This window comes from Lacimicrobium sp. SS2-24, assembly GCF_002201535.1.
Lineage (GTDB): Bacteria > Pseudomonadota > Gammaproteobacteria > Enterobacterales > Alteromonadaceae > Lacimicrobium.
Genome location: NZ_NIWW01000004.1, coordinates 177,330 through 190,032, shown reverse-complemented (window position 1 = coordinate 190,032; position 12,703 = coordinate 177,330). Strand labels below are relative to the sequence as shown.

Here is a 12,703-nt window from a genome sequence, read left to right as displayed (position 1 = left end):
AGCGTGGTTTTAACCCACTGGCATTGGGGCCTTATGAGGCAGAAAGTAAAAAGGGAAAGTTATGCGTTTTAAAAAGATCCTGCTGGTGTTTGGCACACGGCCTGAGGCCATCAAAATGGCCCCGCTGGTATTGGAGTTAAAGAAGATACCTGAGTTTGACGTGCAGGTCTGTGTGACCGCACAGCACCGGCAGATGCTGGATCAGGTACTCCAGCTCTTTGATTTGAAACCTGATTACGATTTGGATCTGATGCAACCGGGCCAGGATCTCTACGACATTACCAGTCGCGCTCTTCTGGGACTAAAAACCGTTTTGTCTGAAGCCAAACCAGACCTGGTGTTAGTGCACGGGGATACCACCACGACTTTTGCAGCATCGCTGGCCGCTTTTTATCAGCGAATTGCTGTAGGACATGTGGAAGCGGGCTTAAGGACCGGTGATATTTACAGCCCCTGGCCGGAAGAATGCAACCGTAAACTGACCGGTGCGTTGACCGCCCTGCATTTTGCCCCGACTCAGGGTTCAGCGGATAATCTATTAGCTGAAAATGTGCCAAAGAATCAGGTTCATGTCACTGGCAATACGGTTATTGATGCCTTATTACAAGTTGTTGAGCGGATTGATGAAGATAAGAGTCTGAGCGAAGACTTTGCACGTCAATTTAGCTTTCTGGATGATAAGAAAAAGCTGATTCTGGTAACAGGTCATCGGCGGGAAAGTTTTGGAGGGGGATTTGAAAGAATATGTCAGGCCCTGAAAACCTTATCTGACCGTGGTGATGTCCAGGTCTGCTATCCGGTGCACCTTAACCCTAATGTCAAAGAGCCAGTTGAACGCATTCTCAGTGACGCAAAAAATGTGCATCTGATTGCCCCGCAGGACTATCTGCCTTTTGTTTACCTGATGAGCCGGTCCTATCTGATTCTGACCGATTCAGGCGGTATACAGGAAGAGGCACCGTCACTGGGTAAACCTGTGCTGGTGATGCGTGATACCACTGAGCGCCCAGAAGCCGTCCAAGCGGGTACCGTCAAACTGGTGGGAACCGATACTCAGCTCATCGTCGAAGAGGCCGCGAGGTTACTGGATAACGAAGAAGCCTACAGCGCCATGAGTGTCGCCCATAATCCCTATGGCGATGGCAAGGCATGTGCACGCATCGCAGATATCATTAAGCAGCAATAAACCTGCAGTACCATTGAAATAAATAACGTGTAGTACAGAGGAAGATTATGAAAGTCACCGTATTCGGTGTGGGATATGTGGGGCTGGTTCAGGGCGCCGTATTGGCTGAAGTGGGTCACAAAGTGGTGTGCGTGGATGTGGATCAAAGTAAGGTGGACTTTTTAAACCAGGGAGGCATACCTATCTATGAACCCGGTCTGGAGACTCTGGTAAAAAGCAACCTTGAGGCAGGGCGTCTCAGTTTTACCAGTGAAGCAAAGGTGGGAGTTGAGCACGGAGAAGTCATTTTTATTGCTGTTGGAACGCCTCCCGATGAAGACGGCTCGGCGGACCTTAAGTATGTGCTGGAAGTGGCCAGCTCCATTGCTGAGTTTGCCCAGGGTCATAAAATCGTGATTAACAAATCAACGGTGCCGGTGGGTACTGCCGATAAGGTTAAAGAACGGCTCATACAAGTACAGACAAGTGAAAGCGCAAGCTTTGACGTGGTATCCAATCCTGAGTTTCTGAAAGAAGGCGCGGCGGTGAGTGACTGCATGCGCCCGGATCGCATTATTCTTGGTACCGACTCTGAGAAGGCGGAGAAAACCTTACGTGAGCTCTATGCTCCTTTTAATCGCAACCATGACAAAATTATTGTGATGGACATTCGCAGTGCTGAACTGACCAAGTATGCTGCCAATTGTATGCTGGCCACCAAAATCAGTTTTATGAATGAGATGTCTAATCTCGCGGAGCGCTTTGGCGCCGATATTGAAAATGTGCGCCGGGGAATTGGCTCCGATGCCCGTATTGGCTATCACTTTATTTATGCAGGCTGCGGTTATGGCGGCTCCTGTTTTCCGAAAGATGTTCAGGCATTGGTGCGCAGCGCCAATGGGGTTGGCTATCAGGCCAGAATTCTCGAAGCGGTGGAATCGGTTAACTATGCTCAGAAAGAGAAGTTATTCGAGTATTTGCGTCTTCACTTTAAGGAGAACCTCAAAGGCAAGACGATCGCCTTATGGGGACTGTCTTTTAAACCGAATACGGATGATATGCGTGAAGCCTCCAGCAGAGTGCTGATGGAAAGCCTATGGCAAGAGGGTGCGAAGGTGCAGGCCTTTGATCCCAAAGCCATGGACGAAGCTCAGCGCATTTATGGGCACAGGGATGACTTACAACTGGTTGGGACCAAAGAAAGCGCTCTCAATAGCGCTGACGCCCTGGTGGTGTGTACTGAATGGCAAATGTTTAAAGCGCCAGATTTTGAACTGATAAAAGAACGGCTTTCCACCCCGGTTATTTTTGATGGCCGCAATTTGTATGAGCCGGATCAACTGGCTGCAATGGGATTCGATTATTATGGCATAGGGCGGGGGAAATCCCTGCAAGGAAAACTATTGTGAAAAAGGTGTCCAAAGCGGTCATTCCGGTAGCCGGGCTGGGCACCAGAATGTTACCTGCTACCAAAGCCATCCCAAAGGAAATGCTGCCAGTGGTAGACAAGCCCTTGATTCAATACGTTGTCGCAGAATGTATTGCTGCGGGAATCACTGAGATTGTACTGGTAACCCACGCCAGTAAAAATAGTATCGAGAACCATTTTGACACCAGTTTTGAGCTCGAGGCGACACTGGAAAAGCGGGTAAAACGTCAGCTATTAGATGAAGTGCAGGCCATTTGTCCTAAAAACGTGACCATTATGCATGTACGTCAGGGGGTGGCGAAGGGGCTGGGGCATGCCATTTTATGTGCCCGACCTTTGGTGGGGAACAGTCCCTTTGCCGTGGTGTTACCTGATGTGCTGATTGACGATGCTGCCAGTGACCTTACCCAGGAGAACATGGCGGAAATGGTGAAGCGCTTTGAGCAAACTGCCATTAATCAGATTATGGTGGAGCAGGTGCCCCATGAAAAAATCAGCCAGTTTGGTGTCGTTGACCTAAACGGGCATGCACTCAAACCGGGTGAATCTTCTGCTATTGTGCAAGTGGTGGAAAAGCCTGAAGCTGAGAAAGCGCCCTCTGATCTTGCCGTAGTAGGGCGCTATGTGCTGTCGGAAAATATCTGGGGCTGTCTGGAGCAGACTCCGCCAGGTGCCGGCGATGAAATTCAGCTGACCGATGCCATTGCTGGCTTGATGAAATCAGAGCAGGTGGATGCCTATTATATGAAAGGAAAAAGCCACGATTGCGGCAGCAAACTCGGCTACATGAAGGCGAATGTGGAATACGCGTTGCGCCATCCACAATTGGGTCAGGATTTTGCCCAATATTTAAAAAACCTTTAGGTCCTGGCGACTTAAAAAATAAAGTAGTCCAGGGATTCGATACGAGAGTCATTGTCCTGGCTAACCGCGTGCCGGAATATCAATAGGCATAACCAAATACAGGATTGGGCGGTGATCATCCCGTCTTATCGTTAAAATAAATAGAGCGCAGTGGCGAAGAGTCATATAGTAGCGGATACAAGAACAGGTAAGGAATATTATGGCGTTTAACAAAGTTTCAGTGATTGGTCTGGGTTATATCGGATTACCCACCGCTGCGGTGATTGCCTCTCGCGGCATAGAGGTGATTGGTATTGATGTTTCGCAAAAAGCGGTGGATACCATTAATCAGGGCAAGGTACATATCGTTGAGCCTGATCTGGACATGGTGGTGCAGGCGGCAGTCACTATGGGCAAGTTGCGTGCATCAATGAGTCCGGAGCCCGCTGATGCGTTTATGATAGCAGTACCGACGCCGTTTAAGGAAGGACATCAGCCTGATCTCAGTTATATCGAAAAAGCTGCCCAAGCCATTGCCCCTGTGCTTGAAAAAGGCAATCTGATTATACTGGAATCGACCTCTCCTGTGGGGGCAACGGAGAAGCTTGCAGGCTGGTTGCAGGCACTCAGGCCCGATTTGGCGTTCCCTGATCAGGGTAACGGTGAGCCTGATGTGCATGTGGCCCATTGTCCCGAGCGGGTTTTACCGGGACGCGTGCTGGAAGAGTTGGTGTCTAACGATCGCATCATCGGTGGGCTCACCCCAAAATGTTGTGACAATGCCATTGCACTGTATAAAACTTTTGTACGGGGCGAGTGTATCGCCACCAACGCCCGTACGGCAGAAATGGCAAAACTGACTGAGAACTCCTTCAGGGACGTTAATATCGCTTTTGCTAACGAGCTCTCCATTATCTGTGACGAGTTGAAAATCGATGTGTGGGAGCTTATCGCTTTGGCAAATCGTCACCCCAGAGTCAACATTTTAAGCCCGGGACCAGGTGTAGGTGGCCATTGTATTGCTGTGGATCCCTGGTTTATCGTCGACTCAGCACCTGAGTCGGCAAGACTTATCCGCACTGCCCGTGAAATCAACGATCACAAACCTGACTACGTGGTCAGCAGAGTGAAGGCGGCGGCAGATGAATTTAAACGCCCGGTCATAGCCTGTCTTGGTCTGGCCTTTAAAGCCGACATCGATGATCTGAGAGAGAGTCCGGCGCTGGATATTACTGCAGAGCTGGTTGAGTCGGGTATTGGTGAAGTTCTGGCGGTTGAGCCCAATATTCAGGCTTTACCAGAGCGCCTGAAAGGCAAAAATGTGCGCCTGGTCAGTCTTCAACAAGCGCTGGAACAGGCGAATGTGTTGGTGGTGCTGGTGGATCACAAACCCTTTAAGGCGCTGAGTAGCAATGACATCAATACCAAGGTTGTGGTGGATACTCGGGGCCTGTTTAGCCGATTCTAAGCACCTGTCTCTGCGGGTGAACACGTGCTCTCGGATGGCAAATTAGCCGTCCTCTTTAAATTTAAAGGAATGCTCATGAATAAAGCGACATTATCTGCAGTCACCCTGGCCATGACTTTGGGGTTATCTGCCTGCAGTCAAAAAACGGCAGAGGAATATATGACCAGCGCGCAGAGGAAGATCGCGGATGGGGAAGACAAAGCCGCCGTCGTTGAACTTAAAAATGCTTTATCACAGGCCCCGGATATGGGGCTTGCCAGACTTTTACTGGGGGAGTTGTACTTTAATCAAAACGATTTCCCGGCCGCAGAGAAAGAGCTGCTGCGGGCGTTAACGCTTGATGCAGATCAGAACATTGCCATGCCGCTACTGGCAAGAACGTACTACTATCAGGGGGATTACGGTAATGTTATTAGTCTCTACGAAAAACACCCGCCGTTGGCTGAACCGGCTCGTCAGATTATTCATCTGTTTGCCTATATCTCGTCACTTCGTCTGAGCCCACAACCTGAACAATGGCTGGCCTTTCCCGCGTCGCTGACAGGAGATAATTTACTCATTGCTACTGCTTATAGAACGTTGGTGGAAGGTAAACCCGAGGAGGCACAAAAGGCCATTGATGGATTTTCCGATAACGCATTGCAGGTGGAGAAAGATTTTTTAAAGGGGCTGGTTTCTTTTCGGCAAGGCCGTTTTGAGGATGCCGCCAAGCACTATCAGGCTGTAGTAGAGGCCATTCCCAATTTACATCCGGTTCGTTTTCAATTGGTTGAAGCGCTCATTAATGCCCGTGACTATGCCGCTGCCTCAAACAATCTCGACAAGCTGCTGGCGCTGAGTAAGGAAAACCCCTATGCCAATCTGTTAAAAAGCAAACTTCACTTTGTTCAACAGCAGTTTACCAGTGCACTGCCCTTGGCTGAAAAAGCCATTCAGAACGGTATGGATATTCAACTGGCGCAAATAATTGCCGGCGTCAGTGCGTTTAAGTTGAATCAATTTGAATCGGCTTATCGTTACCTTAAGCGGGCGTCGACGGATCTGGGTAAAGGACATGATGTGCACCGCTTGCTGGCCCAGGTTCAACTGATGCTGGGTTATACCGATGAAGCCAGGCAAACTCTGGACGAGTTAAAACTGGTGAACGAGACCGATGCCGGTCTCTTTGCCTCAGCTGGGTTGCAAATAGCCGAGCAGGGTGATCTTAAAACGGCAGAGGCGTACCTTTCCAGGGCCAGTGAAGCGAATCAGGAGAATGCGCAATTCAGACTGACCGAAGGACTGATTAAACTTGTGGGTGACGACCAGTCCGGTGTGGCAGACATCGAGGCAGCCCTTGCTGGCGATGCCAGTTTGCAGCAAGGTTGGGTCGTGTTAGCCGAGTCTTATCTGGATCAGGGGGAGACATCCAAAGCACTGGATGTTGCCCGTCAATGGCAACAGAGTGACGCCGCAAGCGGACTAGCTCTGGAGGGCGTAATTCATCAGGCAAGCGGGCAGCAGGCTAAGGCAGAAAAAGCGCTGTTGGCTGCAATTGACGCCGATGAACATCATTTAGGTGCCCACCACTACTTGGTTAAACTCTATCAGCAACAAGGCAAATGGGAGCAGGCACTTAAGTTCTCAGAACAGGTACTGACCTTTGCACCGGCAAACATTCAGGCTCTATCAGAGTTCATCAGAATTAAGCAGCAAGCAGGTCAGACAGACAGTATTGTTCCCTTCCTGGAGCAACATCAGCAGCAATTTGCGCAACTACCGGAGCCCAAGGTTGTATTGGCAGAATACCTGCGCACGATTGGGCAACATGGCAAGGCTATCGACATTCTGACCACGATGCCTGATACGCAGATGCCGCTGATTGGCCAGGTTGTATTGGGTGATGCATACGTACAGGCCGGAGATTACGCGAAGGCGAAAACAGTATTCCGCGAATTGCGCAACAGTCACAGTAATATATTGTCGTTGTGGTTACGTGATATTGGTCTTGAAGAGTTGACCGGAGAATTTGATAGCGCGCTGGCACTTGTGGACCAGGCGTTGGTGGAATTTCCGCAAAATAAACAACTGGCATTGTTGAAAGTGAATTTCTTGACCAAAACAGGGCAGACCGAGGCAGCGAGCCAGGCACTGAAAAATGCTAAAGAATACGGCGCAGCAGGGGCATTACTGGCGCGTCTGGAAGGTGAGCTTGCGCTGTCACAAGGCAGTTATAAACTTGCAGAGCAGAAACTCAGAGAGTATTACCAGTCAGAGCCAGCTTTTGAGGCTGCTTCTCTGCTGGCAATTGCTCTTCAGAACACAGGGAAGGCGTCAGAGGCGGCAGACATGCTGGAAGCAGAGTTTGCGAAATTGGAAGCGCCAAGGATGGAGTTTCATACCCTTGCTGAATTTTATATGCATAATGAGATGTACACTCTGGCAGAGAAAAAGTATCTGGCGTTTTTACAACGTTATCCTGGACACGCACTGACTCTTAACAATTATGCAAACCTGAAAATCAGGCTACAGCAATATTCTGAGGCTTTAGCCTTGGCTGAACAAGCCCACGACATAGCACCGCGGATACCACAGATTAAGGATACGCTTGGGTGGGCGTTATTTAAAAACGGCGACGCAGATCGTGCTAAACCCCTGCTGCAAGAAGCCGCCCGAGTGCTTTCTGATGACGCAGATGTACAGATGAATCTGGCAGAAGTGCTTATGGCTAAGGGAAATAACAGTGCGGCGTTTAAAATTTTACAGTCCCTGACAGCGGATACAAAGCGCCAGCAGCAGCGTTTGCAGGAACTTAAAGTGAAAGTCGGTGGCATCGGGTAATGCGAGCTCTTCGAGGTGTCAGTGATTTTTACAAAGAAGCTGGGAGGTCCTCGCGCAGCAAAAAACAGAATTATAAAAAAATTATAAAAAACAATCAGATAAAATTTATTTTCAAGTTTGGCACAATAGGTGCATTATCTAGGTCTGACAGTTCCATAACGATTATTAGGAAGTTATTATGAAGAAGTTCGTTAAAGCCTTTGGTGCATTATCACTTGCCGCTCTTAGTTTTTCTGCCGTGTCTGGTGAAATAGACGCTGGCGGTATCACATGGGACGCGTCTACGCCATCTAACCCTTATATTGCCGATGTGTCTTTCCAGCAATGGTTCACTGATGGTGATTACGGTACTGCGGGTGGTGTTTCAACCATCATTGCAAGCAGTGCAGTTGCAACCGCTCCAGCATTTGGTGCATCGCTGACTGGTGTGGGTCGTTTCTCTCAATTTAATGATGGTCGCGACCAGTTGTTTGGTACATTCTGTTCAAGCGGCATCGCCAACTGTGAACTGACATTTGCCTTCGGTGGTCTGGTTGCAGTAGGTCAAAACCAGTGGGATTTGTCTAATAGCTGGCTGAACGTTTACGTTGATTACGACATTGACTTTTTCGCCGCTAACTCAACCGCTTATCAGCGTTATGAGCAAGCTCAGAACGGTGATCTTTGGGCATCATTCACCTTTGGTACCTTTAATTTGGACAGTGACAACCTGAATGCAGGTTTCGTTGATTCTTATCTGAACATCGTAGAAGGTGTTGGTAATCCTGATGTGGTTGAAGCCCTTAACTTCCATGACGGTTGGTACGATATCTTTTACACTGCCTCTTCACAAATCGGCAGCAGCGGATACTCTATCAGCAGCAATGGTCAGGTATCTCAGGTGCCAGAGCCAACTACGTTAGCCGTATTTGCCCTGGGTCTGATTGGTTTGGGTGCTGCTGCTCGCCGCCGCCGCGCCTAAGCGATAGAAACAGAGATTCTTAAAAAGCGCCGAAAGGCGCTTTTTTTATGTCTGTAGAATAGAAAGTATTTGCAATTGGCGATGTTTTGAGAGGCGTTGCAGAGGACGATTTATGTGACTCGAAACGCCCACTCTGTTGCTTTCCAAAGAAGCATACTCGCTTCCGAGACTAAGCTTTTTTGAAGCGCTATTTAATGCTGTATATCACTATGAATGAATACGTAGCGGGATACCCTCTGAGCTCACCTGGTTCAGGGAGCTCGGGGGTTATAGCGGCCTGGCGATAACACGTTGTTGGGGTCGAGGGCTTCCTTTATCTTAGCGGTAGCTTGCCAGTGAGGATGTTCAGGCTGTAACAACTTTTGTTGTTGCACGATGTTTAATCTGTATGGAACAAAGCCTTGTTTGACACCCTCATCAACAAGCATGTTCAGACAGTGATGGGCTTGTTCACGACTTTCTTTGTTCTCTAGGTTAAAAACAATCGGGATGGTGGAATCTACGCAGTCATGCTTAAGGTTGGTAAAAGTAATCAGCGGCTCAATCCCAAACTTCGGTGTGGTGCGACGGATAAAGCTGACGAAGGACGCCATTTTATCGCTATGCATAGGAATGAGTGGCGCATACCAAAGCAGTCCGCAACGGTCCTGATCGGGCAGTAATGTTTGCTCAGTATCTACCTTAGACGTACGCCAGTATGCCAGAGGAAGAGCAACCTGATTCGGTTGGCCGAGCATGATCTGCATTCCCAGCTCCAGTGAGTGAAGCTGCTTGCGGATTGTTTTCAGGGGACCGACGTTGAGATGATTTGTCACCTGCTTCGCTGTTTTCAATAGCAGACTGTCTGAATAGAGTAGTTGTCCCAGACCTTTTAATTTATTACCAATGACTTTTTTAGCGGCCTTGACCACCTCTGGCTCACCGTAAATGGAGCCGACAATCAACCAGTTGGGCACATCATGCTGTTTGGCCAGCTGTTTGACTTGCTGTTCGCTCATAACCTGATGAGCAGTACCATTGGGGTTCTGGGCAACCATGGAAACCAGTCGTCGTCTGTCCATCAGATTGATAGAACCCACGATGCCCTCTAAGTCACGCAGAATCTCCCGAACACTGTGAGTCAATCGAGTAAAGTTTTCTTCATCAAAGCTACGTAAATAGAAGGCGGTAAACGCTTTAGGCTTCCTGGCTAAGCGGATTGTGATTTGGGTGACAATTCCCATATTACTCTGGCTCATCAGTCCATCCAGATAAGGACCAAGCTTCCATTTGTAGGTCTTGTCAATGAAATCGGTATTGCTTTTATCCAGCGATGATATGGGCGAATGATACTCACGCTTGCACAACTGGGGGTGAGGTAAAACCGCTTTTAATGCTGTGACCGCTTCAAAGTGATCCGTACGTGGTGTGATGCCATAACCACGCTCTAAGGCATTGGCTAATATACTGCAGTTAGGCCCGGCACCGGTGACGGGTGTCATGTATTGCCAGTCGTGCGTCTGCAGATAGTCGAAAAGCTGTTGTTGTGTGACCCCAGGCTCAACAGTGATGATGCCAAGTTCTTTATCAGTGGGATAGATTTTATCCATTAGACTCAGATCCAGCACTATTTTAGGTTTGCACGTCTCCACATCTGAAATTGAGCCATATCCCCAGTTTTTTGCTGAACTAACGGGATAGAGGTGAAACCCCAAATTATTGGCAAGCTCTGTCAGTAAGCAGATCTCTTTGCTGCATATGGCCTGAACGGCGCCATCCAGCATAACAGGGTCGGAAAAGGTCGTTTTGCCATAGACAGATGTGGCCTGCTGAGCGCTGAAAACACGGGACTCAGATATAATGGCCGCCTGCAACAACTGCTGGTAAATATCACTCATAGTAAATGGGCTTAAATTGCGAAGTTGACAGATGAGGCAGGCTTACCTATCTGAGGAGATTTGCCGCCCGGTTTTTTTGTGCTTCCGGAGGTTGAGCCGTTGAGCTGAGAGGAAATCTCATGCTGTACATAGGTTAATAGTTTTTTAAAACCAGGAGGGAGACTATCCAGAAGCACCTGCCGGTTAATATAATAGGGCGCCCGCTCACCATGGTAATCGACAACGGGACCTATCTGCTTAAACGGAATGCCTACCAGTCTGAGGCTTCTTGCGAGCCGCGGTTCCATCATCACAAAGCAATGATTGATACCTTGTTCCAACGCGACTGATGCGGCAGCCATGTAAAGGCCAACCGCAATAAACGGGAAACAGCGTAACTCGGCTTCTGAATAGCTGTCTTCATTAATGACACCGACGGCGGCGCCTTTAAATTTATCCATTTGACGTCGTCTGAATTGCTCTGGTACTGCCAGACGTGAAATTTCGCATATTTCATTGCGAGGAAAATCCCATGGTGCATGCTCTTCACAACTGATTGCTTCAGAGCAAAACTTTTCTATGGGGAGCAGTTCGTCTGGGGAGCCTGAGTATACAATGCGCACCGTACCGGCGAAATTACCCGATGGTTTGTGCTCAATGACACAATGATAGGAATGCGCATCAAAGTCATCAGTTTCCATGCCGGATTCTTTTTCAGGTTCAAATTTCAGCTCTTCACAGTAAACCTGGTGGCGCATCCGAAAAGAGTTTTCCTTAAGGTCCGGTGAGCCAGCGTAACGGGGACGCAGATATCTAGCGAAATGAGCAGAAATATTGCCAGCCTCTCTGTTGGCAAAGAACTTCAATGCCACCCTGGCAACTGGGCCTATTAAAGGCATTTTAGTGGCTTTCCGTAAATTAATTGGAGGCATTAACTGTCATTTTTTTCCATGGTCCCCAAATCTTATGCCAGCCTGCTTGTGCGTCAAGGGGAATTCTGATTTTTTGTTTAAATAGTGGAACTTGCGCAGAGCCAATGGCCTATGTGACTTCAATACCTTTGATATGAATTAACATCTTTTGAGCGACTTGGTGTTTTCAGTACTGTGTAACTTGAGTGTTTGATAATGTTGTAATCGGTCTTTGCAGTCGCCAACAGATGCCCGAACCTCGTACGTTGGTCGTTTTGGCTATGGGGCTGTCAGTTTTATGTTGTGGTAGGGTCACAAAGTCTATTGCTTTACTTTTGAACTAGGAAGCCTCGCTTTTAGCGGGGCTTTTCTTATCAAAAAAGGGTGATATTTTGGTCGGCAGAATGCTTTTTGCTGTCTCATAACCGAGTTCAAAAAGGATGTCTTTCTGCTCAGCCGTCATATCAAAGTCGACAGCAGACAATGTGCCGGTGTTGATTACCACTGTGTTATGCCAGTAGCTTGCATTAACGTATTCTCTGGACAGTGCGGTCATAAAAGTACGAATGAGTAATAGAATGTATTGTGTAAGGGGGATCCAGGAACGTTTTACCAGGGGTTTGAACTCATTCTCACTCTTCAGTCTGAAGCAGACAGAGGGGGTGCCATCTCCTGCCCAGTCTCTGAATAGGGCGTCTTCCGAGAGAATAGCCCCGTCTACCAGCAAGTGTTCCTTGTAAGATTTAAAACTGAAAATAAGAGGTATCGACATTGAGAATCTGACTGCTTGCGACACTCGCATGGTCGGGGAGTTGACCCTATTGAAGATGACAGGTCCACCACCATTTACATCTGTTGCTACGATATGCAGATCGAGTTCCAGTTGTTCAAAGGTTTTGCTTTTTAGTTGTCTGTCCATCCATTTTTCAAATTTATCCCCTGAACTTAACCCCCCATCTCTGAGCAAGCGGATGAGTGAAAAGCCTCTGAATTGCCTGAAATTGGTCTCCAGGGCTAATTGTCTGATCTCCGAAAGGGGCATACCAGCGCTGTATAGCGCCGAGACGATTGAACCGCCTGATACGCCTACCAGGTGTCTGAAACCAATTTCAAGATCTTTTAAGGCTGCCAGAATACCAATATGTGCAGGCAGCCGGGTGCCGCCTCCCGAGAATATGGGAATGATTTCCTGAATTTTGGAACTCTCGCCTATGGCCATGTTTGAACAAATAAATCGTCTTATTTATCAG

9 protein-coding genes are annotated in these 12,703 nt (G+C 48.3%); 6 read left to right on the top strand and 3 right to left on the bottom strand.

All coding sequences use genetic code 11. From position 1 onward, the window contains the following. The first annotated feature begins 61 nt into the window (after positions 1-61). The 6 genes from wecB to CCY32_RS09125 all read left to right on the top strand — a co-directional run bounded on the left by wecB (position 62) and on the right by CCY32_RS09125 (position 8,686). Positions 62-1,186: a UDP-N-acetylglucosamine 2-epimerase (non-hydrolyzing) gene (gene wecB / locus CCY32_RS09155; RefSeq protein ID WP_088330309.1), complete on the top strand. Its 1,125-nt coding sequence runs from the start codon at positions 62-64 to the stop codon at positions 1,184-1,186. Positions 1,187-1,233: 47 nt separating this feature from the next. Then, positions 1,234-2,574: a UDP-glucose/GDP-mannose dehydrogenase family protein gene (locus tag CCY32_RS09150; protein WP_088330308.1), complete on the top strand. Its 1,341-nt coding sequence runs from the start codon at positions 1,234-1,236 to the stop codon at positions 2,572-2,574. Further along, on the top strand, positions 2,571-3,458 hold the full coding sequence (gene galU, locus CCY32_RS09145; RefSeq protein ID WP_088330307.1) for a UTP--glucose-1-phosphate uridylyltransferase GalU: 888 nt from the start codon (positions 2,571-2,573) through the stop codon (positions 3,456-3,458). Before CCY32_RS09150 ends, galU begins: the two co-directional genes overlap by 4 nt. 199 nt (positions 3,459-3,657) lie before the next feature. Further along, positions 3,658-4,905, top strand: coding sequence for a UDP-N-acetyl-D-mannosamine dehydrogenase (gene wecC, locus CCY32_RS09140; protein WP_088330306.1), 1,248 nt, complete (start codon positions 3,658-3,660; stop codon positions 4,903-4,905). 75 nt (positions 4,906-4,980) lie between these two features. Further along, positions 4,981-7,725, top strand: coding sequence for an XrtA/PEP-CTERM system TPR-repeat protein PrsT (gene prsT, locus CCY32_RS09135; RefSeq protein WP_168171465.1), 2,745 nt, complete (start codon positions 4,981-4,983; stop codon positions 7,723-7,725). 178 nt (positions 7,726-7,903) lie between these two features. Beyond that, positions 7,904-8,686, top strand: a complete 783-nt coding sequence (locus CCY32_RS09125) for a PEP-CTERM sorting domain-containing protein (protein WP_088330303.1) — start codon at positions 7,904-7,906, stop codon at positions 8,684-8,686. Positions 8,687-8,937: 251 nt separating this feature from the next. On the opposite strand, the gene CCY32_RS09120 is transcribed toward CCY32_RS09125, so the two are convergent. The 3 genes from CCY32_RS09120 to CCY32_RS09110 all read right to left on the bottom strand — a co-directional run bounded on the left by CCY32_RS09120 (position 8,938) and on the right by CCY32_RS09110 (position 12,672). Beyond that, positions 8,938-10,563: an FAD-binding protein gene (locus CCY32_RS09120; protein ID WP_088330302.1), complete on the bottom strand. Its 1,626-nt coding sequence runs from the start codon at positions 10,561-10,563 to the stop codon at positions 8,938-8,940. Between the two features lie 11 nt (positions 10,564-10,574). After that, on the bottom strand, positions 10,575-11,441 hold the full coding sequence (locus tag CCY32_RS09115) for a PEP-CTERM/exosortase system-associated acyltransferase (RefSeq protein WP_246840573.1): 867 nt from the start codon (positions 11,439-11,441) through the stop codon (positions 10,575-10,577). 352 nt (positions 11,442-11,793) lie between these two features. Further along, complete coding sequence (locus CCY32_RS09110; RefSeq protein ID WP_210401718.1) at positions 11,794-12,672, bottom strand: patatin-like phospholipase family protein; 879 nt, start codon at positions 12,670-12,672, stop codon at positions 11,794-11,796. Positions 12,673-12,703: the final 31 nt, after the last annotated feature.